The sequence below is a fragment of the Sinorhizobium alkalisoli genome, from assembly GCF_008932245.1.
GTDB lineage: Bacteria > Pseudomonadota > Alphaproteobacteria > Rhizobiales > Rhizobiaceae > Sinorhizobium > Sinorhizobium alkalisoli.
The window spans coordinates 119,415-142,079 of record NZ_CP034909.1; the positions used below are offsets into that span (position 1 = coordinate 119,415).

The following is a 22,665-nucleotide window of genomic DNA, read 5'->3' on the forward strand; positions in this document are numbered from 1 at the left end:
CTGTCACAAATGTTTCACGAAATTGACATAAAAGATGTGGCCATCGGCAGCTAACTAGGGGCCGCCGACGACACGGCGAGAAGAGCGCTGGGAACTGAAGGCGCACCAACACGAGCCCACTCCGGGAGAACATCTATGAAAACTCTTAAATTCACTGTGGCGGCGCTGGCTGCCTCCGCCGTCTTCGCGGGCGTAGCAGCGGCTCGCGACCAGATCCAGATCGCTGGCTCCTCCACCGTTCTTCCCTACGCTTCCATCGTGGCCGAAGCCTTCGGCGAAAACACCGACTTCCCGACCCCGGTCGTCGAGTCCGGTGGTTCGGGCGCGGGCCGCAAGAAGCTCTGTGAAGGCGTGGGCGAAAACACCATCGACATCGCGAATTCCTCCTCGCGCATCAAGCAGTCGGACATCGACAACTGCGCTGCTAACGGCGTGAAGGAAATCCAGGAAGTCCGCATCGGCTACGACGGCATCGTCTTTGCCTCGGACATCAATGGTCCGGAATATGCCTTCACCCCGGCCGATTGGCACTCCGCTCTGGCCGCCAAGGTCGTGAAGGACGGTCAGCTCGTCGACAACCCGTACAAGGCCTGGAACGAAATCCGCGCCGAGCTGCCGGCTCAGCCGATCCTCGCGTTCATCCCGGGCACGAAGCACGGCACCCGCGAAGTCTTCGACGAGAAGGTCATCGTCGCAGGTTGCGAGGAGAACGGCACGCTCGAAGCGCTGAAGGCGGCCAACAGCGGCGACGAGAAGGCAGCTGAAAAGGGCTGCATGGCTCTGCGCACCGATGGCGTTTCGGTCGACATCGACGGCGACTACACCGAGACGCTCGCTCGCGTCGACGCCAACAAGAACGGCATCGGCGTTTTCGGTTTGTCCTTCTACCAGAACAACACCGACAAGCTGCGTGTCGCCACCATGGGCGGCGTGACGCCGTCCGTAGAGACGATCGCTTCCGGCGAGTATCCGGTTTCCCGTCCGCTGTACTTCTACGTGAAGAACGCTCACCTGGACGTCATCCCGGGCCTGCAGGAATATGTCGAGTTCTTCGTATCGGACGAAATGGCTGGTCCGGAGGGCCCGCTGTCTGCCTACGGCCTGGTCTCCGATCCGGAACTTGCCAAGACGCAGGAAGCAGTCAAGGCGCGCACGCCGATGGGCCCGCTGAACTAAAACTTGAAAATGCCTGGCGGCGCAATGATTGCGTCGCCAGTCTTCAACCTTGTCAAAGGATGCGGGCAGGATGAGTGTGAGCATCATTATCCTTGTCGTGCTGGCGCTTTCAGCACTCGGCTATTTCCTCGGCAGGCGGCGCGCCCTGTCTCTTGCGGCCGAGAGCGGCAGAAAACTTCACTCCCTTCCCGGCTATTACGGTCAGACCGTCGCCCTGTTCGTCGCGGTTCCGGCCTTTCTGCTCATGATCGCCTGGCTGTTCGTCCAGCCAATGGTTATCGACGCACGCGTCGACGGCATGATCCCGGACAGTGTCATCCCCGAAGGTGGCGCGCGAAGCCTGGTCATTTCGGACGTGCGCCGCATCGCCGGCGGTCTTGATGCGGTGCTGGCCAGGAACTCTCTGGATGAAGGCGCGCTCACCGATGGCAGAGTCGACTTCTCCACCGTCCGCGGCCGCCTCGCCGAAGTCGGCATTGCGCTCGGGAACGACGTGCCGACCGAAGTCTTCGAAGCTGCAAAAGCTTATCGCCAAGGCGCCAAGATCGGCACGTTGGCCATGACTCTCGCTGTCCTCGTCCTCTCCGTCGGGCTTGGAGCTTGGTCCTTCACGCGCATCCGCCCCGACATGCGCGCCCGCAATATCAGCGAGGCATTTATCAAATCCCTGTTGATCGGATCCTCGACGATCGCCATCCTGACCACCGTAGGCATCGTCGCGTCGCTGGTCTTCGAGAGCATCAACTTCTTCCGGATGTATCCGGCATCCGAGTTCTTCTTCTCCACCGTTTGGAACCCGCAGTTTCGCGGCGGTTCGGAGCTTGGCATCCTGCCGCTGCTCTGGGGCACGCTCTACGTATCGTTTGTGGCCCTCCTCGTGGCCGTCCCGATCGGTCTTTTGATTGCAATCTACCTTTCCGAATATGCGAGCAAGTCGCTGCGGAGCGTTGCCAAGCCGGCGATCGAGGTTCTCGCCGGCATTCCGACGATCGTCTATGGTCTCTTCGCCCTGATCACCGTCGGTCCTTTCCTGCGCGACTGGTTTGCCCAGCCGCTTGGCCTCGGCAACTCGTCCTCTTCGGTGCTGACTGCCGGTCTCGTGATGGGCATCATGATCATCCCATTCGTCAGTTCGCTTTCCGACGACATCATGAACGCGGTGCCGCAATCGCTGCGCGACGGGTCCTATGGCCTTGGCGCGACGCAATCCGAGACGATCAAGAAGGTGATCCTGCCGGCAGCCCTGCCGGGCATTGTCGGCGCCATCCTGCTGGCGGCAAGCCGCGCGATCGGCGAGACGATGATCGTGGTCCTTGGCGCGGGCGCGGCCGCGAAACTTGATCTCAATCCCTTCGAGGCGATGACGACCGTGACGGTCAAGATTGTCAGCCAGCTGACCGGCGACACCGAATTCGCAAGTCCCGAGACGCTGGTCGCTTTCGCCCTCGGTCTCACCCTCTTTGTCTTCACGCTCGGGCTGAACGTGCTGGCCCTCTACATCGTTCGCAAATACCGGGAGCAGTACGAATGATCGACATATCCGTGCCAGCCGATCGCGAAACAGTCTCGCCGTCGAAATCTATCCTGACCGTAGATGCGCGGACCCGCCAACGCCATGCGGCGGAAGCCCGGTTTCGCCTGATGGGCAAGATCGCTGTGGCCATCAGTGTGCTCGCCCTGGTCGGCCTTTTGACGTCCATTCTCTCCAACGGGCTGTCATCCTTCCGGCAGACCTACATAACACTGAACGTCTACCTCGATCCGGCCAAGCTGGACAAGCAGGGCAATCGCGCTCCCGAGGCTATCGCAAAGGTCACCACTTTTTCTTACGCGCCCCTGATACAGAAGGCGCTGACCGATGCCATGGCTGCAAAGGGCATTGCCATCGAGGGATTGAACGCCAAAAGCGCGTTCGAGCTGATTTCCAAGGAAGCCCCGGCCCACCTGCGCCGTTACGTGATTTCCGATCCGTCGGTCATCGGCGAAACGGTTTCCTTCGACCTCCTCGCCTCTGGTCGTATCGACGGGTACTACAAGGACCGCGTGACGATGGAGAGCGCTGAGCTCGACCGCAACATCTCCCCGGAGCAACTGATGCTTGCGGACGCGTTGAGGCAAGCCGGGATTCTGACGACAAAATTCAACTGGGATTTCTTCACGGCACCTGACTCGTCCGACACCCGTCCGGAAGCGTCCGGTCTGGGCGTCGCCATTCTCGGCTCGGCTTACATGATGCTGATCGTGCTGGTATTGTCGCTGCCACTCGGCGTGGCCGCTTCGATTTATCTCGAGGAATTTGCACCGCAGAACCGCTTTACCGACCTCATCGAGGTCAATATCGCGAACCTCGCAGCCGTCCCCTCGATCGTATTCGGTATCCTGGGTCTGGCCGTGTTCATCAACTTTGTGGGGCTGCCTCAATCGGCTCCGATCGTTGGCGGGCTCGTCTTGACCCTGATGACCCTGCCGACGATCATCATCGCCACCCGCGCCGCGCTGAAGGCCGTGCCGCCCTCGATCCGCGACGCGGCACTCGGCGTCGGCGCATCGAAGATGCAGTCGATATTCCACCACGTGCTGCCGCTCGCCATGCCGGGAATCCTGACCGGTACCATTATCGGTCTCGCCCAGGCCCTCGGCGAAACGGCACCGCTGCTGCTGATCGGCATGGTCGCCTTCGTTCGCGAATATCCCGCTGGACCGCCGGAAGGCTTTTTTGACCCGGCTTCCGCCTTGCCGGTTCAGGTTTATAACTGGACACAGCGCGGTGACCCCGCCTTCGTGGAGCGTGCTTCGGGTGCAATCATCGTGCTGCTGGTATTCCTGGTCGCAATGAATTTGATTGCAATCATTCTTCGCCGCCGCTTCGAGCGCCGTTGGTAGAAAAGGAGCGCAATGATGAACAATATGTCCGCTACGACAACGACGATGACGATGAAGGCCGCCGCCATGAACCAATCGAAAGTTTCCGCCCGCGGTGTGCAGGTCTATTATGGCGACAAACACGCCATCAAGGATGTCGCCATCGAGATCCATCCCCGCTCCGTAACCGCCTTCATCGGCCCGTCCGGTTGCGGCAAGTCGACGTTCCTGCGCTGTATCAATCGTATGAATGACACGATCAGCAGTTGCCGGGTCGAAGGCCATATCGCAATCGACGGGGAAGATATCTACGATCCGAAGGTGGATCCGGTGCAACTGCGTGCCAAGGTCGGCATGGTGTTCCAGAAGCCGAACCCGTTCCCGAAGTCGATCTATGAAAACGTCGCCTACGGTCCGCGCATCCATGGCCTCGCTTCGAGAAAATCCGAACTCGACGACATCGTCGCATCCGCCCTTCAAAAGGCCGGCCTCTGGAACGAAGTGAAGGATCGCCTGGATGCGCCGGGCACCGGCCTCTCCGGCGGCCAGCAGCAGCGCCTCTGCATCGCCCGGGCCGTTGCCGTCAGCCCGGAAGTCATCCTCATGGACGAGCCTTGCTCGGCGCTCGACCCGATCGCGACCGCCAAGGTCGAGGAACTGATCCACGAGCTTCGCGAGAACTTCACCATCGTTATCGTAACCCATTCGATGCAGCAGGCAGCCCGCGTGTCGCAGCGCACGGCGATGTTCCACCTCGGCAACCTGGTCGAAGTGGACGATACGGATAAGATCTTCACCAATCCGGACGACCAGCGCACGCAGGACTACATCATGGGCCGGTTCGGCTAGCGAACCCGACTCCACCGACGATCAATCGAGCGCGTCCCGAGGAATATAAGATGACCCATCCACACATAATGTCCGCCTTCGACGACGAGTTGAAGTATCTCACGCGCCGCATCTCCGAGATGGGAGGGCTCGCCGAGCAAATGGTGGCCGACTCCGTCCGGGCCCTGGTCAATTCCGACCTGGCGCTCGCCCAGAAAGTCATCTCGGACGACGCCCTCCTCGACGAGGCCGAACGCCAGATCGGCGAGAAGGCGATCGTCACCATCGCCAAGCGCCAGCCCATGGCATCGGACCTGCGCGAAATCATGGGATCGATCCGTATAGCGGCCGACCTGGAGCGCGTCGGCGACCTCGGCAAGAACACCGCGAAACGCGTGATTGCGGTTGCCGGCTCTGGAATCCCGCGCAAGCTCGCGCGCGGCCTCGAGCATTTGGCCGAACTCGCTTTGGTCCAGCTCAAGGAAGTGCTTGACGTCTTTGCCTCGCGCTCGCCGGAGAAGGCCAACAGCATTCGCCAGCGCGACGAGGAGATCGACGCGATCTACACGTCGCTCTTCCGCGAATTGCTCACCTACATGATGGAGGATCCGCGCAACATAACACCCTGCACGCATCTTCTTTTCTGCGCCAAAAACATCGAGCGGATCGGCGACCATGCGACCAACATCGCCGAGACGATCTATTACATGGCGACAGGCGCCCAGCCGGAAGGCGAGCGGCCGAAGGATGATACGACAGCAACGATGGGGTCGGTGACGGACTGACACCGAAAGGGGAGAGGGGCGCCTTCCAACTGATGGACCGAGGCAAGGAGTTGTAGCTTAGATGTTGCCGAAGATAGCTGTTGTCGAAGACGAGGAGGCGCTGAGCGTGCTGCTGCGCTACAACCTCGAAGCCGAGGGCTTCGAGGTCGATACTATTCTTCGCGGCGACGAGGCTGAAATCCGCCTGCAGGAACGTCTGCCCGACCTCTTGATCCTCGACTGGATGTTGCCCGGCGTTTCCGGCATCGAGCTTTGCCGCAGACTTCGACAAAGACCGGAAACGGAGCGGTTGCCGATCATCATGCTGACGGCGCGCGGCGAGGAAAGCGAGCGCGTGCGAGGGCTCGCGACCGGCGCCGACGACTATGTCGTCAAGCCGTTTTCGACTCCGGAACTGATGGCGCGGGTCAAGGCGATGTTGAGGCGCGCCAAACCGGAGGTCCTGTCGACGGTGCTCCGCTGCGGCGACATCGAACTCGACCGCGAGACGCATCGCGTCCATCGCCGCAGCCGTGAGGTTCGGCTCGGGCCGACGGAGTTCCGGCTGCTGGAGTTTCTGATGTCTTCGCCGGGACGCGTCTTTTCCCGCTCGCAACTGCTTGACGGTGTCTGGGGCCACGACATCTACGTGGACGAACGCACGGTCGATGTCCATGTCGGCCGCCTGCGCAAGGCGCTGAACCTCTCCAACATGCCCGACGTGATCAGGACGGTGCGCGGCGCCGGCTACTCGCTCGAGGGGTAAGTTCGAAAATCAATGCTGTTTCCAACAAAAAAGGGCCCATGGGCCCTTTTGCGTTGTTGCGCGATCGAGATCGAACGTCAGCGGATGCGCCGGCGTTCCGCCGAAGGCTGGTAGGCAAGCCGCGCATGATAGTTGCAATAGGGCGAGGATTCCGGCGAGTCGTTGCCGCAGAAGTGAAACTCCTCCTTTAGCGGATCGCCGATCGGCCACTTGCAAGTCCGTTCGGTGAGCTGCGTCAGCTCCAGGCGGCGCGACATCGGCAGGACGATGTTGGCATCGGGTGCGAATTCCTGTTCGGCGACTAGGTCGACCGCCACCTCTTCCTTGAGGACGGTCGCACCGGCAGGGCGGGCGACGGTGCGGGTGACGGCCCGAGCGGCGTAATTCGGTGCACGCGGCGCCGAGGTCGCTCGCTTGGGGCGCGCGGGGGTCGTGGTCCCGCCCGCCTTTGCGCGGCCCGGCAGGCTCAACCGGTGTACCTTGCCGATGACGGCATTGCGACTGACGCCGCCCAGTTGAGCCGCGATCTGGCTGGCGCTCAGGCCCTCGGACCACAGCTTCTTCAGTTTCTCCACCCGCTCGTCAGTCCAGTTCATATCTGCACTCCCCGTTCTCGGCGCTGGGATGGGCAGAATCCATCACCGTCCTCCAGAAAACCCCTGGAGTCACAACGCGATAACTATTTTGGTGACTAGGTCCGCCGCATGCGTCTAGTAATTAAATCTTAACCTACCGGCAGGGTGACTCTGTGGCAAGAGTCGCCGGAATCGCGCCGAATCGATTTCGCGGTTTTCCCCAACTTGCTGGCTCATAGTTGCATTTTTGCAAGCCCCGCGACGCGATTTTTTTGCGACGCGGAATCCGAGTTCGCAAGGTGGCCGCAGCCCTTGGTTTTCTTGACATTGCGCTGCGAAATGGGAATAGTGCCTCCGGCCGCCGAAAGGCGGCATTTTGATTTTTTCGGGCCGGATATCGAACGGTCCGCCTGCGATGCTGAGGAAGGAGAAGCCCGGATGGCCGCAACGCCGCCGCTCTATGATACCTATTTGCGTGCGCCGTTGCGTTTCGAGCGGGGCGAGGGCGTCTGGCTGATCGCGGAAGACGGTACCCGCTATCTCGACTTCGCCGCCGGCGTCGCCGTGAACTCGCTCGGGCATGCCCATCCGCATCTGATCGATGCGCTGAAGGCGCAGGCGGAGAAACTCTGGCACGTCTCCAATCTCTATGATGTTCCCGGGCAGGAGAGCCTTGCGCGGCGCTTGACGGCGGTCACCTTTGCCGACCGGGTGTTTTTCACCAATTCGGGCGCCGAGGCGCTGGAATGCGCGATCAAGACGGCGCGCCGCTATCACTTTGCCAAGGGCCATCCGGAGCGGTTCCACGTCATCACCTTCGAAGGCGCATTCCACGGCCGTACCATCGCCACGATCGCCGCCGGGGGGCAGCAGAAATACATTGAAGGCTTCGGACCCAAGGCGCCCGGTTTCTATCAGGTGCCGTTCGGCGATATCGCCGCCGTAAAGAGCGCGATCAACGACGAGACCGCGGCTATCCTGATCGAACCGATCCAGGGTGAGGGTGGGGTGCGCCTGGCCCCGAAGGAGTTCCTGCAGGAATTGCGCGCGCTCTGCGATGAATTCGGGCTGCTGCTGATCCTTGATGAAGTACAGTGCGGCGTGGGCCGCACCGGCAGGCTCTTTGCCCACGAGTGGGCAGGTATCCGGCCCGACATCATGGCCGTCGCCAAGGGCATTGGCGGTGGTTTTCCGCTCGGCGCGTGCCTGGCGACGGAGGCGGCCGCCGCAGGCATGGTGGCCGGGACGCACGGCTCGACCTACGGCGGCAATCCACTGGCAATGGCCGTCGGTAATGCGGTCCTCGACGTCGTCCTCGCCGAGGGGTTCCTTGACAATGTGCGTGACGTCGCGCTCGTGTTCCGCCAGGGGCTCGCTTCGCTCAAGGACCGTTTCCCCGATATTATCGAAGAGCTCCGCGGCGACGGGCTGATGCTTGGCATCAAGGCGAAAGTGCCCTCACCCGACCTTTTGAAAGCGATCCGGGCCGAAAAGCTGCTCGTTGTTCCGGCAGGCGAGAACGTGCTGCGCCTCCTGCCGCCGCTGATCGTCACCGCGGCTGAAGCGAGGGAAGGGCTCGCGCGGCTCGAGCGCGCCGCAGAGGCTGTGAGGGCCGCGGGCGGCACAGCTGCCGCCTAACTGCGGCGAGGCGCCTCCGCGGTGCCGATGCCCTAAGATCCACGGAACTATCACAGGAAATACAGCAATATGACCGCCACCAGACATTTTCTCGATCTTTCGGCCATGACGTCCGTCGACCTCAGGACGATCATCGACGACGCCCGGATGCGCAAGTCGGCGACAAAGGCCGGAACGGCCGACAAGCCGCTTGCCGGCAAGATGCTGGCGATGATTTTCGAGAAACCGTCCACCCGTACGCGCGTCTCCTTCGATGTCGGGATGCGGCAGCTCGGTGGCGAGACGCTGTTTCTTTCTGGCACCGAAATGCAGCTCGGTCGGGCCGAAACCATCGGCGACACGGCGAAGGTCCTCTCGCGCTACGTCGACGCGATCATGATTCGCACCACTGACCACCGCCGGCTCCTTGAATTGGCCGAGCACGCGACCGTGCCGGTCATCAATGGCCTTACGGACGACACGCATCCCTGCCAGATCATGGCGGACATCATGACCTTCGAGGAACACCGCGGGCCTGTCGGGGCGAAAACGATCGCTTGGACGGGCGACGGCAATAACGTGTTGCACTCTCTGATCGAGGGATCGGCGCGCTTCGGCTATCGGATGAACATGGCGGTCCCGTTCGGCTCCGAGCCGCAGGACAAGTTCCTCAACTGGGCTCGGAACAACGGCGGAGAGATTCTGCTGTGTCATGAACCGGAGCAGGCCGTCGCCGGCGCCGACTGCGTCGTCACCGACACGTGGATCTCGATGAACCAGGAGCACCGCGCCCGCGGCCACAACGTTTTCCAGCCCTATCAGGTCAACGAGGCTTTGATGAAGCACGCGGCACCCGATGCCTTGTTCATGCATTGTCTGCCGGCGCATCGCGGCGAGGAGGTCACGGATGAGGTGATCGACGGGCCGCAATCGGTTGTCTTCGACGAGGCGGAAAACCGGCTTCACGCGCAAAAGTCGATCCTCGCCTGGTGTCTCGGCGTCGTTTGAAGGGGCCTTCGCTGGTCGAAGTGAAGCGGTCGGCGGAGGCTTGAATCCGGCCCGGATCGACACAATCTAGGCGAAATGGAGGGTGGCTCCGGCATGAGTGCTGCGAGTGCCGCCCATAAAACCAGCGTCCGGACGAGCGAGGCTGCTTCTGCAGTGGCGCCGTCGGCGGGCCGTGAATTCTGGACAAATCCGTTCACAACGGGATCAAATGGGATAACGGGCAGGTTGCACGAGGGCATTCGATGCCCGGCGACCAGCGCCTGCGAGACAAGGAGCAAGCGATGACGGAGATAGCACCGGGGCTGGGCGAGTTCGATTTCGCCGGTGACGATCATGTCGTGCCCTTTCATGTCGAGGATCTCGACGTCCGCGGCCGCGCCGTTCAGCTTGGTCCGATGCTCGACGCGATCCTCGAGCGGCACAACTATCCGCTTCCGGTTGCCCGGCTGCTCGCGGAGACGGTGGTGCTGACGGTTTTGCTCGGCACCTCGCTGAAATTCGAAGGCAAGCTCGTCGTGCAGACGCAGAGCGATGGCCCGGTCGACCTCGTCGTTGCCGATTTTTCGACGCCCGACCGGGTGCGTGCCTATGCGCGCTTTGACGAGGAGGCGCTTGCGGCAGCCGAGAAGGGCGGCCGTACTCAGCCGCACGAGCTCCTGGGCAAGGGCATCCTGGCCTTCACCATCGATCAGGGCGCCCACACGCAGCGCTACCAGGGCATCGTCGCGCTTGATGGTGCGACGCTCGAGGAGATCGCTGGCGTTTATTTCCGCCAATCGGAGCAGATCCCGACCAAGGTGCGCCTCGGCGTTGCCGAGCTACTCGACCGCGACGAAAACGGCAAGCCGCGGCACCGCTGGCGCGCCGGCGGCATGGTGGCTCAGTTCCTGCCCGAGGCTCCGGAGCGGATGCGCCAGCCGGACCTGCACGGCGGTGACGGCGACGATGGCAGCAGCAACGGCCTCTTTGAGGAGGATGATCTCTGGACAGAAGCCAAGGTAATGGTCGAGACGATCGACACCGACGAACTCACCGACCCGACGGTCGGCACCGAACGCTTACTCTACCGGCTGTTCCATGAGCGCGGCGTCCGCGTCTATCAGCCCCAGGCTGTCTACGATCGATGCAGTTGCTCGCGCGATAAGATCCGCAACGTGTTGGAGGGGCTCAGTCAGGAGGACATTGAGAGCAGCATCGAGGACGGGCTGATCAAGGTGACCTGCGAATTCTGCTCCACCACCTATCGCTTCGAGGCGACCGAGGTGCACTCGCGGTAGCAGACGGACGGGGCGCCTGTGCGCCCCGCTCCAGCTCTCGAATGGGGGAGTAAGGGGCAGGACCACAGCGCCGCGCGTCTTTTCAGGCGCGCTGATGTCGCTGTAATTCATTGGATCTGCGCATCGAGCTCTCCGAAAATCGGGCCGATGCGCTAGTTCAGTGTGCGAACCTGCCCGGGGGTGTCCAGCGAGAAGGCGGGGATCGCGACGTTGAAGGTCTCTCCGTCCTCCGCCTCCATGCTGTAGTGGCCGAACATGACGCCAGAAGGCGTGTCCAGCGGACAGCCGGAGGAATATTCGTAGGTATCGCCGGGATTGAGCAGCGGCTGTTCGCCGATAACGCCGGATCCGCTGACCTCGTCGACCTGCCCGTTCTCGTCGGTAATATGCCAGTAGCGGGTCACCAGCCGAACGGCGATTTCGGAATGGTTCGATATGACGATGCGGTAACCCCAAACATAACGGCTGTCGTCGGGATCAGACTGCTCTTCCAGATAGTACGGCTCTACCGTGACTTCTATGTCGCGAGTGAGTGCGCGATACATGTTTCGACATCCTGTTCCAATTCCGTGCGGATATCCTATAGCAATAAGGTTTCGTGAAGAATAACGGCAATATCGCCCGAGTCGTACACAATTTTCACTTGAAGGACTGAGACATGCTCGACGGGGCTGTGCGCAGGCGGCTCGAGCCAATACTGGATCGGATCGGAATGGCGCTTGCAAACCATGGCGTCGGGGCCGATACGGTGACCATTGCCGGTTTTCTGCTCGGTCTTCTGGCCGCCGTCCTGATCGCCTTTGAATTCTATTTCTCCGGCGCAGCCTTGATCCTGTTCAGCCGGCTATGTGATGGCCTCGACGGTGCCGTCGCCCGCGCCAGCCGCAAGACGGATCTCGGGGGCTTTCTCGACATCGTCCTCGACTTCGCCTTCTACGGCGCGATCCCGCTCGCTTTCGTCATTGCCGACTCGGCCGCCAACGGCCTCGCCGGCGGCTTCCTGCTGTTTTCCTTCTATCTCAACGGCGCCACCTTTCTCGCATTCGCCGTCATGGCGGAAAAGCGGGCGATGACGACCGAGGTAAGAGGCGCGAAATCGCTCTATTTCACCACGGGGATCGCCGAGGCGACGGAGACGATCGCCTTTTTTCTCGCCTGCTGTCTTTTCCCTTCCTGGTTTCCAACTCTTGCCGCGTTCTTCGCCGCTGTCTGTCTTTACACCGCTTTGTCCCGGATCGTGCTGGCGCGTCTCGCTTTCCAGGACAAACAATGAAAAGCCGCCCGCGCGTGACGCAGGCGGCCAAAGCTCCTTCGGGTTCAGGCTGAGCGGATCAGGCTTTGACGCCCTTCAGCGCCTGCGCAAAATCCTCGATGAGGTCGTCGCCGTCCTCGATGCCCGCCGAAAGGCGGACGGTGCCGGCGGAAATGCCGAGTTCGGCCCGGGCTTCATCGGAGAGGTTCTTGTGGGTCGTCGTTGCCGGATGCGTGATCAGGCTCTTGGCGTCGCCGAGATTGTTGGAAATCCTTATGATCTCGAGCGCGTTCTGCAGCGCGAAGGCCGCCTCCTTGCCGCCCTTGAGTTCGAAGGCAACAAGCGTCGAACCGCCGCTCATCTGCTTGGCGATGATGTCGGCCTGCGGATGATCCCTGCGGCCCGGATAGAGAACACGAGCGACCTGCGGCTGCTCGGCAAGGAAATCTGCAATTCGACGCGCATTATCCGTCTGCTGTCTTACACGCAGCGGCAGGGTTTCGACGCCCTTCAGCAGCGTCCAGGCGTTGAAGGGAGACATGGCCGGACCGGTGTGGCGGAAATAATCGTGCAGGTTCTCGTCGATCCACTCCTTGCTGGAGAGCACCACGCCGCCAAGACAGCGACCCTGGCCGTCGATGTGCTTCGTCGCGGAATAGACGACGACATGGGCGCCGAGTTCCAGCGGCTTCTGGAAGAGCGGCGTCGCGAAGACGTTGTCGACGACGAGCTTGGCGCCGACCTGGTCGGCGAGGCGGGCGACGCCGGCGATGTCGATGACCTCCAGCGTCGGATTGGTCGGGCTTTCCAGGAAGAAGACCTTGGTATTCGGGCGGATCGCCTTCTCCCAATTGGCAAGATCGCGGCCGTCGACGAGGGTGCATTCGACGCCATATTTCGGCGCAAGCGTCTCCACGACCCAGCGGCAGGAGCCGAAAAGCGCCCGCGCGGCAACGATATGATCGCCGGCCTTCACCTGGCAGAGGATCGCCGCGGATACGGCCGCCATTCCGGAGGCGGTGGCGCGCGCATCCTCGGCGCCTTCGAGCATGCACATGCGCTTCTCGAACATGTCGTTGGTCGGGCTGCCGTAGCGGGCGTAGATGAAGCCGTCGGTCTCGCCCTTGAAGCGCGCTTCCGCGGCTTCCGAGCTCTCGTAGACGAAGCCTTGCGTCAGGAAGATCGCTTCGGAGGTTTCGCCATACTCAGAGCGGAGCGTTCCACCGTGGACGAGTTGGGTTGCCGGGCGCCAGTTCTTGCTCATCGGACAATCACTTTCAAAAACAAAAAAACCGGCCGCAAAACGGCCGGTTCGAAACCCGGCCTTTTTAGCTATTTGTTTAACGTGGCTGCAAGCCGACCGGCCAAATCACCACGGGATAAAGCTGCAATACTGCTTGGCTGTGCTTGCGTCAATTCCCGGAGTTTGGTTTTGTCTGGCAGATTGAGAAGAGGAACGCAATGGCCCGCGAAACAGGGATATTGGCCGACCGCGCGATTGCCGCGCTGCACGCTTCGGGACGGTTGAAGAGCGAAAGGGCGCTGGATCATGACCAGATCCAACCGGCCAGCCTCGATCTTCGCCTCGGTTCCAAGGCCTTCCGGGTGCGCGCGAGCTTCATGCCTGGGCCGGCGCATCTTGTCGCCGACAAGCTCGATCGGCTGAAACTGCACGTCGTCGATCTCAGCGAAGGCGCGGTGTTGGAAACGGGCTGCGTCTACATCGTGCCGTTGATGGAAAGCCTTGCGCTGCCGGAGAACATGTCGGCCTCGGCCAACCCGAAAAGCTCGACCGGACGGCTCGACATCTTCACCCGCGTCATCACCGACCGGGCACAGGAGTTCGATAAGATTCCGGCCGGTTATAGCGGCCCGCTCTATCTTGAAATCAGCCCACGGACTTTCCCGATCGTCGTGCGCCGCGGCTCGCGGCTCTCGCAAATCCGCTTCCGTGTGGGGCAATCGCTGCTTTCCGAACGGGAATTACTGGCGCTGCACGAGAGCGACACGCTCGTTGCCAGCGAGCAGCCGAACATCACGGGCGGCGGCATCGCGCTATCGATCGATCTCAAGGGCACCGGTCCGGATGGGCTGATCGGCTATCGCGGCAAGCACCACACCTCTGTCGTAGATGTCGACAAGAAGGCCCAACACCCCGTCTTCGACTTCTGGGAGCCACTCTATAGCCGCGGCCGCGACGATCTGATCCTCGATCCGGACGAATTCTACATCCTCGTCTCGCGCGAGGCGGTGCACGTGCCGCCTCTCTATGCCGCCGAAATGACCCCCTTCGATCCGCTTGTCGGCGAATTCCGCGTCCACTATGCCGGCTTTTTCGACCCGGGCTTCGGCCATGCCTCCGCAGGGGGCAGCGGCAGCCGCGCGGTGCTCGAGGTCCGCAGCCACGAGGTGCCCTTCATTCTCGAACACGGGCAGATCGTTGGGCGCCTGATCTACGAGCACATGCTGGAGCGACCCGACGGGCTCTACGGCCTTGATCTCGGGTCGAATTACCAGGCGCAGGGGCTCAAGCTCTCAAAGCATTTTCGCGCCGAGTGAGCATTGTGCTTGACAGATCGCGGCCGTTGAGGAAATTTCCGCTTCTGACGCGGGTGTAGTTCAGTGGTAGAACGCCAGCTTCCCAAGCTTGATGTCGTCGGTTCGATCCCGATCACCCGCTCCATTTCTTCCCCCCGTGGGCGTGGGGCCGTGGCAAGTGGAATTCAAATCCTGCTTCGGGCCATAGTCGGATTCGTGGCCGTTTGCACGTCGCTTGCCGCCGGTACGGCGCTGGCCGAGCCGAAGGGCCTCCCTTTGCTTTTCGACGCCCGCGAGCGCATCGCCAAACCCGACTTGAGCGCGCTACCGCGATTGCGCTTTCTCACCACCGTCGATTTTCCACCCTTCAACTTCATCGACCAGTCCGGAAAACTCTCGGGCTTCCATGTCGACCTCGCCCGCGAAATTTGTCGGGAACTCGAGATCGAGCCGAAATGCCAGATCCAGGCGGTGACTTATGAGGAATTGGCCCCCGCTCTGGAAGAGGGGCGGGGGGAGGCGGTCGCCGCCGGCATCGCCGTCACGCCGGAACTGCGGCGGAGCTTTGCATTTTCCAGGGCTTTCATGCAATTGCCGGCCCGCTTCATTCTCAACACGAAGGCGGCAAACGGCTTGGAAAGCCCAGCCGATCTCGCCGGCAAGCCCATAGGCGTCGTCTCCGCTACGACGCACGAGGCTATGTTCAAGGCCTTCTTCCCTCGGCTCAAAGCCCAGGCCTTTTCCGATCGGGATGCGATGCTCTCCGCCCTGCGGGAAGGCTCGATCGCGGCCGCCTTTTCCGACGGTATGCAACTCTCCTTTTGGGTTTCCGGCAGCGGGGCCGCCGGCTGCTGCAGTCTGATGGAAGGCGCCTATTTCTCGCACCGCTTCCTTGGCGAAGGGCTGACGATCGTCAGCCGCAAGACCGAGCCCGCCCTGGCCCAGGCGATCGACCATGCCCTGCTGGCACTTTCGCGCAGCGGCGGGCTCGAAGAGATCTACCTGCGCTATTTCCCGAATGGGATCTATTGAACGGCTGAATGCCTGGCCGGCGGCGCCGCGCGCCTATGCGGGCTATTCTCGCCGAAACGGCAGGAGCATCGACCAGACAAGCTTCGTCGGGTCGACCCGCCCATAGACCTTCAAGCCCGTTTCGATCGCGTCACCGCTTGCCGGGTGCGCGACATAGGTCGCAAACAGCCGGTCCCAGATGGAAAGGTTGAAGCCGTAATTGGAATCGGTTTCGCCCCTCTCGACGGAATGGTGAATGCGGTGCATGTCCGGCGTGACGATCACCCGCCGCAAGAACCGGTCGGCCTTGCCTGGCAGCCGCAGATTGGCGTGGTTGAACATTGCGCAGGCATTGAGAACGATCTCGAAGATCAGGACGGCGAGCGCCGGGGCGCCGAGCAGCATAATGACGAGGCCCTTCCAGACCATCGAGAGCAGGATCTCCAGCGGATGGAAGCGAAGCGCCGTCGTCACGTCCACCCCGGGGTCGCTGTGATGGACCCGGTGGACGCGCCACAGCAGAGGGACTTTGTGGAACACCACGTGCTCCAGCCAGACGGCAAAGTCGAGCGCAACGAAGGCGATGATCCCGCCGAGAAGCTGCGTGACGCCGAAGCCGGGCAGGATGCCGATCCCGCGCGCTTCAGTCCAGATTGCGACGCCGACGGCGGCTGCCGGAAAGGCGATGCGCAAAAGCACGGAAGACGCAACGAAAATTGCGAAATTCGTCGCCCAGCGACGGCCCTTCAGCATGCGCGTCAGTTCCGGCCGTTCGAGCCGCGGGTGCAAGAGCTCGAGGACGGCCAGGGCAGCGAAGGCAGTCGTAAAGGCCACCAGCCGCCAGACCGGTTCAGCGAAACCCAAGAAAAGCTGTTCGTCCGTCATTCCTGATCAACCCGCTACAGCGCCGCGCGTCTCTTCAGACGCGCAAAGGTCGCTGTAACGCTTTGAATCTGCGCATCGAGCTTTCCGAAAATCGGGTACGATTTCGGACCGATGCGCTACTGCATGTCTCCTTTAATCGACCTCGATCAAAGGACAAAGACATGCAGCAATTCAAAGTGCTACAGCGACCTTTGCGCGTCCAATAGACGCGCGGCGCTGTAGACGATAGGATGCGTCGCGGCGTGCTGTCAAAGACCGGTCCGCCGGCGCTATCTGCGGAAGCGCGCGATTGCGCCGCGTTCGATCGCAGCACAGGTGAGTTTGTCCAACTGCAGCCGGTCACGCAGCAACTGGAGGAGGCGGATCTCCTCGTTGCGGATGCGCTGATCGGCGGCAGCGATTTCCACGGCAAGCGCATAGGCCGTATCATGAAGCCGCTGCGGCAGTGCCTCGCGCAGCATCTCGAGGGTGACATCAAGGCCCTCGGGAGCGGCAAGCTGGGTTGCGCACTCGCGACCGATGTGAATCAGTTCGTTCTCGTCGAAGCCGTCGAAGGCCGGCAGGAACCGCACGAGCCCGCCGATACGCGCGAATTCATCATCGGTCATGTCGCGGTCGACGGCAGACATCATCACCATGACGTAGACAAGGGCTTCATGTTGGCTGAGGCTTGAGGGCATCGGGTCACTCCAGGAAGGTAACAGCGGTTAGTTGGGAATCTCGCTTCCGGCTTGCAAGCCTCCCGAGGCCGATCCGCGATCCCTCGGATCCTCGCCATAGATGCCACGCCTCGCTTTTCGCGCGGCGTTTGTCGCCGCCTCGAGAGATGTGCCCGGCAGAGCAATGGCCCAGCCGTTCGCCGCAAGCCATTCGGCAGCGTTCCGACCGCCGACGGAGCAGGTGGCGACCGCGGCTCCGTCCGGCTTCTCTTCCATGTGATCGCAAACGAGCGCTCGACCCCTGAGGAAATTGCGGAACGCCGTGCGCGCGATCATACCGCAAGGCCAGGCCTCGCCATTTCCCCCGCAGACCTTTTCGACGCCTTCCGGCTCTATCTCCCTGAATTGCAGCGTGAGGTCGCCGGATTTGACCAGCCCCGCGGCAAGGGCGACGGGGCGGTGAAGAACGATCGGCGAAGGCTTATGGACTTTATCCGGCCCGGACAGTGGAGGGCGCGGCGCGATGCGTTCAAGCGGCCGCGCAAGCTGGTCTTCCGGAAGGGCGAATAGGTCGGGATCGACGGAGCGTAAGGGCAGGCGGGCGGTCTTTTCGGTTGCGCCCTGTCCGGCAGCGCCTTCCTTTTCGGCAGCGGGTGACCTGGGCGAGGCGGGCACGTCCTGCAACGGGGTGGTCTCTTCCGTGGCAGCAAGATCCGGCGTATCGAGAACGAAATCTTGCGGCAAAGCGCGTTCGCGGTCGCGAATGGCGACGGCGCCACCCATCAGGAGACCGGCAAAGAACAGAATGGCGGCGAGTGCGCCAGCGATGGTGAAGAGTTGCTGCCGCATCGGCAAGAATGTCCTACTGGCTGGCCCAGAGGATCCGGGCAATCCATTCGACGTCCTTCATCTCGAAACTGCGATCGGGGTGTTCGGGGTTGAGCGACATGAGCTCGATGCCGCGTGGTGTCTGTCGCGCCAGGATCTTGGCCATGACTTCGCCCCCTTGTGTCCGGACGACAACGCGGTCGCCGCGCCGCACGTGGGCGCTCGGGTCGATAATAAGGATGTCGCCGTCACGGTAAAGCGGCAGCATGCTGTCGCCCTGGACTTCGAGCGCATAGACCCCCGCCCTATCCCCATCAGAGACGGGAAAGTCGATCTCATCCCAGCCTTGCCCGGCCGGAAAGCCGCCGTCATCGAAATATCCGCCGGAACCGGCCTGGGCGAAGCCGAGCAGCGGAATACCCGCCGGGCGCGCAGCCCCACTCCCGGGCTGCAGGAGTGCAGTGAACTGCTCAACCGTCGCGCCGGTTGCATCGAGGATTTTCGAGATCGATTCCGTCGAGGGCCAGCGATCGCGGCCGTCGCGGGATTTGCGTTTCGAGCGGTTGAAGGAGGTCGGATCAAGGCCGGCCCGGCGCGCGAGCCCCGAAGGCGAAAGCCGATGACGCTCTGCCAGCGCGTCGATCGCGCGCCAGATGCTGTCGTGTGAGAGCATGTCGAATTCCATCCCCGAACGCGATCGACGCCGTCCCTTGCCATCGCTCCCAATGCACATCGCCCAGCTGTGCCTGGCGCTCGAGGGGGGAGACGACGCTATAAAAACTGGTGCGCCTTTCATCAAACCGATCAGGTGCAACGTTCGTCCTTTGGAGCGCACAAAGGACGCCGTAGGCCTAGACTATCCGAGCAGTGGAAGGCCGTAAAGAACGCACAGGAAAATAGTCCTCGAACTTTGCCGTAGTACAGCGCCGCGTGTCTTTTCAGACGCGCAAGGGTCGCCGCAGCTCTTCGAATCCGGCATAGGCCTTCCGAAACGCACTTCCGATTTCGGGCCGATGCGCTATCCGCTGGGTTCGTCGAGCTCCCGTTGCATTGTCTTGCGGCCGACAACTTCCTCATAGGCCGACTGCAGGGCGCGGCGAACGGAAATCTCCTCCGACGGCTTCGCGACAGGGCCGAGATGTTCCGCCCTGAGTTCGTCCATGAAGCGCTCCCATAGCTCCGGTCCGCCTTCTTCCATCAGTCGCGCGCGGATGCTGAGCTCCTCGCTCACAGGCAGGTAGCGCCGACCCCAGGCGCCGAGATGCGCCATGATCGGCACCAGCGCGATCGCCTTTTCCGTGAGGCTGTAGATTGCCTTCTGCTTATGGCTGGGATCGGCGCTCTTCGTGAGCATACCGGACTCCGTAAGCGTCTTCAGTCGATCGGCGAGGATATTAGAGGAAATCCCTTCCTCGGAGCGCAACAGCTCGCGGAAATGCCGCTTGCCGCCGAAGATCATGTCGCGGATGATCAAGAGGCTCCATTTATCCCCGAAGACTTCGAGCGAGAGGTTGATCGGGCAGCCCGAGCGATGGTCGTCAGTCATGTTGGCCTCCAGCGGGCGGGTACGGCGCTCTCTCTCCATGCCGCTCGGAACTGCTTGTACTATTGCACCAGTTGTGTGCCCCCGCAACGGCGTTCGGCCGCTGGGAGACGTGCGGCCACGCCCGCTGAAGATCAGACAACCGTGGCAAGCGCGCTGCCCGCCATCGCGAGGGAGAAGAAGGCGAGGAAACCGGCCGCGATTCGGCGGAACAGCTGCTGACCGGCCTTGCGAGTGGGACCGCGGCCGAGAATTGCGCCGGCGCCGATCCAGAGCGAGCCGGCAGTGAGCGTCAGCACCACGAACCAGGCGAGCCAGGGCAGCATTGCCATCAAACCCACCTGTGGCATGATGACCAGTGCCACGACCAGAGCCTTGGGGTTGAGAAGCGTCGTCACGAAAACCTGCCCCGCCCCGATCGGCCGCTCAGCGGCCCCCGACGCCGACGTCAGCCAGAGTGAGCGCGCTAAGAACAGGACCCAGACCGCGGCTGCAAACCTCAGCAGTATCCCGAGTTCAGGCAGGGCTATTAAGAATGGCCTGGCGAACATCGATATCGGAATGGTTACGGTGAGATAGCCGCAGACCTCGGCTACGAGCAGGCGAATGGAACGGCGCGGGCCGGCCGTCGCGCCCGATAACCACAGCAGCGTGTTGGTCGGACCCGGTGTTGCGAGTAGCAGCGAGACGGCGAGAGCGAAGGGGAGCGGCTGCATGATTGCTTCTGCAAATTTGTTCACTTCCTCATAGCCCGGTCGCCCGTCGACCCGTTTGATCCTGCTCAATTTGACGCCAGGCTGACGAAGGGCCGCGGTTGACGGGCGGCCCTCGCTTCGTTCGGGAGGCGCGCAGCCTATGCCGCCCGCTGCGCCTCGCCATAGGGGTTGAAGCGGCCATAAAAGGTCTCGCCTTTCTCGGCCATGTCTTTCAGAAGCGGCGTCGGCTTGAAGTGGTCGCCGTAGTCTTCGGCGAGCTTTTCGCAGAGTTCGACGAAGGCATTGACGCCCATGCCGTCGATATAGGAGAGCGTACCGCCGGTATACGGCGCAAAACCGAAGCCTAGGATAGAACCGACATCGGCCTCACGCGGGTCGGTGACGATGCCTTCCTCAATCGTGCGGGCGGCTTCCAGCGCGATGGTCGCGAGGAAGCGCCGCTTCAGCACCTCGACATCGATCTTCTCGGCGTCCTTCTGCGGATAGAGCTCCTTAAGACCCGGCCAGAGATACTTCTTCGCCGGCTTTGCCGGATATTCGTAGAAGCCCTTGCCGTTCTTGCGTCCGCGGCGGTCGAACTCGTCGACCATCTTGTCGATCAACGCCATGTGGCGCGGATCGACGGCTTTCTCGCCGAGATCGGCAACGGTCGCTTTCAGGATCTTTTGGCTGAGGTCGATCGCCACCTCGTCGTTGAGCGACAGCGGCCCGACCGGCATGCCGGCCATCTTGGCGGCGTTCTCGATCATCGCCGGCGGCACGCCCTCTATCAGCATGTCATAGGCCTCGTGGATATAGCGGAAGACGCAGCGGTTGACGTAGAAGCCGCGCGTGTCGTTGACGACGATCGGTGTCTTCTTGATCGCTGCGACGTAATCGAGCGCCGTCGCGAGCGCTCGGTCGCCGGTCTCCTTCCCGAGGATCACTTCCGTCAGCATCATCTTCTCGACTGGCGAGAAGAAATGGATACCGATGAACTGGTCCGGCCTTTTGGAGTTCTTGGCGAGGCCGGTGATCGGCAGCGTCGAGGTGTTCGAGGCGAAGATCGCATCCTGGGCGATTACCGCTTCCACATTCTCGATTACGTCTTTCTTCACCTGCCGGTCTTCGAAGACCGCCTCGATCACGAGGTCTGCGTCCTTGAGATCGCCATAATCGGCCGACGGCGTGATGCGCGAAAGCAGGGCCTCGCCCTCGCCCTTCGTTAGCCGGCCTTTGCCGATCGAGTCCTTGACCAGCCCCTCCGAATGCGCTTTGCCCTTTCCGGCCGCTTCCATGTCGCGGTCGATAAGGGTGACGGGAATCCCGGCGGCGGCCGTTACGTAAGCGATCGAGGCGCCCATGAAGCCTGCGCCGATGACGCCGACCTTTTTCAACTCGGTCTTCGGCACGCCGGCCGGCCGGCGGGCGCCCTTGCCGAGCTCCTGCATCGAGATGAACAGCGAACGGATCATCGAAAAAGCTTCGGTCGTCTGCAGGATTTCAGTGAAATAGCGCTGCTCGATCCTGAGGCCCGTATCGAAGGGAACCTGCAGTCCCTCGTAGACGCTTTTCAGGATGGCGATGGCCCCCGGATAATTGCCATAGGTCTCGCGGCGCAGGATGGCCGAGGCCGCGGGCCAGAGCTGCGCGGAAGCCGGCGTCCAGATGCCGCCGCCGGGCAGCTTGAATCCCTTTTCGTCCCAGGGCTGAACCGGCTTCAGGCCGTTCTTGATCATCCCCTTGGCGGCGTCGATCAACTTGTCTGGATCGACCACTTCGTGCACGAGACCCATGGCCTTCGCGCGGGCGGCCGTCAGCGACGAGCCGGTCGTCATCATCTGCAGCGCGTCCTGCGTATTGGTCAGGCGCGGCACGCGCTGAGTGCCGCCGGCACCGGGAAAAATGCCGACCTTGACCTCAGGCAGCGCGATCTTCACAGATTTCGCATTGGAGGCGACACGCCCATGGCAGGCGAGCGACAGCTCGAAAGCGCCGCCCATGCAGGTGCCGTTAATCGCGGAGACCCAGGGCTTGCCGGAGGTTTCAAGCTTGCGGAAGAGGCCGCTCAGCCGGCCAGCGAGATCGAAGAGCTTTTGCGACGCATTGGCCGGATCCTTCGCCTTTTCTTCGGCCTGGATCGCGAACATCGACTTGATCATCGTGAGGTCGGCACCGCCGGAGAAGGAGGATTTGCCGGAGGTGATGACGACGCCCTTGACGGCCGGATCACCACTCGTCTGATCGACAATGGCGTCGAGCTCCGCCATCACCTCCTGAGTGAAGACGTTCATCGTCTTCTCGGGCATGTCCCAGGTGACCAGCACGATGCCGTCGGCGTCGGTTTCGATCTTGAAGTTCGTATAAGACATATTCTCTCT

General features: G+C 62.1%; 22 protein-coding genes, 1 tRNA gene and 1 riboswitch. Of the genes, 13 read left to right on the forward strand and 10 right to left on the reverse strand.

What is annotated here, in order from left to right; all coding sequences use genetic code 11:
* Positions 1–135 precede the first annotated feature (135 nt).
* The 6 genes from EKH55_RS00570 (at position 136) to phoB (ending at position 6,396) form a co-directional block, all read left to right on the forward strand.
* Positions 136–1,176: a substrate-binding domain-containing protein gene (locus tag EKH55_RS00570; RefSeq protein ID WP_151610781.1), complete on the forward strand. Its 1,041-nt coding sequence runs from the start codon at positions 136–138 to the stop codon at positions 1,174–1,176.
* A gap of 70 nt (positions 1,177–1,246) precedes the next feature.
* On the forward strand, positions 1,247–2,707 hold the full coding sequence (pstC, locus tag EKH55_RS00575; protein ID WP_151610782.1) for a phosphate ABC transporter permease subunit PstC: 1,461 nt from the start codon (positions 1,247–1,249) through the stop codon (positions 2,705–2,707).
* On the forward strand, positions 2,704–4,059 hold the full coding sequence (pstA, locus tag EKH55_RS00580) for a phosphate ABC transporter permease PstA (protein WP_069459597.1): 1,356 nt from the start codon (positions 2,704–2,706) through the stop codon (positions 4,057–4,059). The genes pstC and pstA overlap by 4 nt, the downstream gene beginning before the upstream one ends.
* Positions 4,060–4,104: 45 nt before the next feature.
* Positions 4,105–4,887, forward strand: coding sequence for a phosphate ABC transporter ATP-binding protein PstB (gene pstB / locus EKH55_RS00585; protein ID WP_225191362.1), 783 nt, complete (start codon positions 4,105–4,107; stop codon positions 4,885–4,887).
* A 50-nt stretch (positions 4,888–4,937) separates the two neighbouring features.
* Positions 4,938–5,651 carry a phosphate signaling complex protein PhoU gene (phoU, locus tag EKH55_RS00590; protein WP_069459596.1) on the forward strand — a complete coding sequence of 238 codons (714 nt, stop codon included), beginning with the start codon at positions 4,938–4,940 and terminating at the stop codon, positions 5,649–5,651.
* Between the two features lie 61 nt (positions 5,652–5,712).
* Positions 5,713–6,396, forward strand: a complete 684-nt coding sequence (gene phoB / locus EKH55_RS00595) for a phosphate regulon transcriptional regulator PhoB (RefSeq protein ID WP_069459595.1) — start codon at positions 5,713–5,715, stop codon at positions 6,394–6,396.
* Positions 6,397–6,473: 77 nt separating this feature from the next.
* Here the strand turns inward: phoB and EKH55_RS00600 are convergent, their stop codons facing one another.
* On the reverse strand, positions 6,474–6,992 hold the full coding sequence (locus EKH55_RS00600; protein ID WP_069459594.1) for a GcrA family cell cycle regulator: 519 nt from the start codon (positions 6,990–6,992) through the stop codon (positions 6,474–6,476).
* Positions 6,993–7,409: 417 nt separating this feature from the next.
* Between EKH55_RS00600 and EKH55_RS00605 the strand changes: the two genes are divergently transcribed.
* The 3 genes from EKH55_RS00605 to EKH55_RS00615 all read left to right on the forward strand — a co-directional run bounded on the left by EKH55_RS00605 (position 7,410) and on the right by EKH55_RS00615 (position 10,873).
* A complete protein-coding gene (locus tag EKH55_RS00605; RefSeq protein ID WP_151610783.1) occupies positions 7,410–8,609 on the forward strand; it encodes an aspartate aminotransferase family protein in 1,200 nt (399 codons plus the stop codon).
* 69 nt (positions 8,610–8,678) lie between these two features.
* The gene (argF, locus tag EKH55_RS00610) at positions 8,679–9,596 is read left to right on the forward strand and encodes an ornithine carbamoyltransferase (RefSeq protein ID WP_069459593.1); all 918 of its coding nucleotides are present in this window, start codon (positions 8,679–8,681) and stop codon (positions 9,594–9,596) included.
* Between the two features lie 281 nt (positions 9,597–9,877).
* Positions 9,878–10,873 carry an Hsp33 family molecular chaperone gene (locus tag EKH55_RS00615; protein ID WP_069459998.1) on the forward strand — a complete coding sequence of 332 codons (996 nt, stop codon included), beginning with the start codon at positions 9,878–9,880 and terminating at the stop codon, positions 10,871–10,873.
* A gap of 152 nt (positions 10,874–11,025) precedes the next feature.
* Here EKH55_RS00615 and apaG read toward each other — a convergent pair whose 3' ends face one another.
* Entirely contained in the window at positions 11,026–11,418 is a 393-nt protein-coding gene (gene apaG / locus EKH55_RS00620; protein WP_069459592.1) for a Co2+/Mg2+ efflux protein ApaG, read from the reverse strand.
* A 113-nt stretch (positions 11,419–11,531) separates the two neighbouring features.
* On the opposite strand from apaG, the gene EKH55_RS00625 reads away from it, so the two are divergent.
* Entirely contained in the window at positions 11,532–12,146 is a 615-nt protein-coding gene (locus tag EKH55_RS00625) for a CDP-alcohol phosphatidyltransferase family protein (protein WP_069459591.1), read from the forward strand.
* A 58-nt stretch (positions 12,147–12,204) separates the two neighbouring features.
* Here EKH55_RS00625 and EKH55_RS00630 read toward each other — a convergent pair whose 3' ends face one another.
* Entirely contained in the window at positions 12,205–13,389 is a 1,185-nt protein-coding gene (locus tag EKH55_RS00630; protein ID WP_069459590.1) for an O-succinylhomoserine sulfhydrylase, read from the reverse strand.
* A gap of 43 nt (positions 13,390–13,432) precedes the next feature.
* Positions 13,433–13,511: riboswitch (SAM riboswitch) on the reverse strand.
* Between the two features lie 75 nt (positions 13,512–13,586).
* Here EKH55_RS00630 and EKH55_RS00635 point away from each other — a divergent pair.
* From EKH55_RS00635 to EKH55_RS00645, 3 genes are all read left to right on the forward strand, one after another.
* On the forward strand, positions 13,587–14,684 hold the full coding sequence (locus EKH55_RS00635; protein ID WP_069459589.1) for a 2'-deoxycytidine 5'-triphosphate deaminase: 1,098 nt from the start codon (positions 13,587–13,589) through the stop codon (positions 14,682–14,684).
* A gap of 49 nt (positions 14,685–14,733) precedes the next feature.
* Positions 14,734–14,808: transfer RNA gene (locus EKH55_RS00640), tRNA-Gly, on the forward strand.
* Between the two features lie 44 nt (positions 14,809–14,852).
* Positions 14,853–15,695, forward strand: coding sequence for a transporter substrate-binding domain-containing protein (locus EKH55_RS00645; RefSeq protein WP_425353242.1), 843 nt, complete (start codon positions 14,853–14,855; stop codon positions 15,693–15,695).
* A 42-nt stretch (positions 15,696–15,737) separates the two neighbouring features.
* On the opposite strand, the gene EKH55_RS00650 is transcribed toward EKH55_RS00645, so the two are convergent.
* From EKH55_RS00650 to EKH55_RS00680, 7 genes are all read right to left on the reverse strand, one after another.
* Complete coding sequence (locus EKH55_RS00650) at positions 15,738–16,559, reverse strand: sterol desaturase family protein (protein WP_151610784.1); 822 nt, start codon at positions 16,557–16,559, stop codon at positions 15,738–15,740.
* Positions 16,560–16,828: 269 nt separating this feature from the next.
* Complete coding sequence (locus EKH55_RS00655) at positions 16,829–17,239, reverse strand: tellurite resistance TerB family protein (RefSeq protein ID WP_069459587.1); 411 nt, start codon at positions 17,237–17,239, stop codon at positions 16,829–16,831.
* A 27-nt stretch (positions 17,240–17,266) separates the two neighbouring features.
* Complete coding sequence (locus EKH55_RS00660; RefSeq protein WP_069459586.1) at positions 17,267–18,067, reverse strand: thermonuclease family protein; 801 nt, start codon at positions 18,065–18,067, stop codon at positions 17,267–17,269.
* Positions 18,068–18,080: 13 nt separating this feature from the next.
* Positions 18,081–18,719 (reverse strand): S24 family peptidase, encoded by a 639-nt coding sequence (locus EKH55_RS00665; protein ID WP_069459996.1) that lies wholly within the window; start codon positions 18,717–18,719, stop codon positions 18,081–18,083.
* A 345-nt stretch (positions 18,720–19,064) separates the two neighbouring features.
* Positions 19,065–19,592, reverse strand: coding sequence for a winged helix-turn-helix transcriptional regulator (locus tag EKH55_RS00670; protein ID WP_069459585.1), 528 nt, complete (start codon positions 19,590–19,592; stop codon positions 19,065–19,067).
* A 131-nt stretch (positions 19,593–19,723) separates the two neighbouring features.
* On the reverse strand, positions 19,724–20,374 hold the full coding sequence (locus tag EKH55_RS00675) for a LysE family translocator (RefSeq protein WP_246231750.1): 651 nt from the start codon (positions 20,372–20,374) through the stop codon (positions 19,724–19,726).
* Between the two features lie 68 nt (positions 20,375–20,442).
* Positions 20,443–22,656 carry an FAD-dependent oxidoreductase gene (locus EKH55_RS00680; protein WP_069459584.1) on the reverse strand — a complete coding sequence of 738 codons (2,214 nt, stop codon included), beginning with the start codon at positions 22,654–22,656 and terminating at the stop codon, positions 20,443–20,445.
* Positions 22,657–22,665 lie beyond the last annotated feature (9 nt).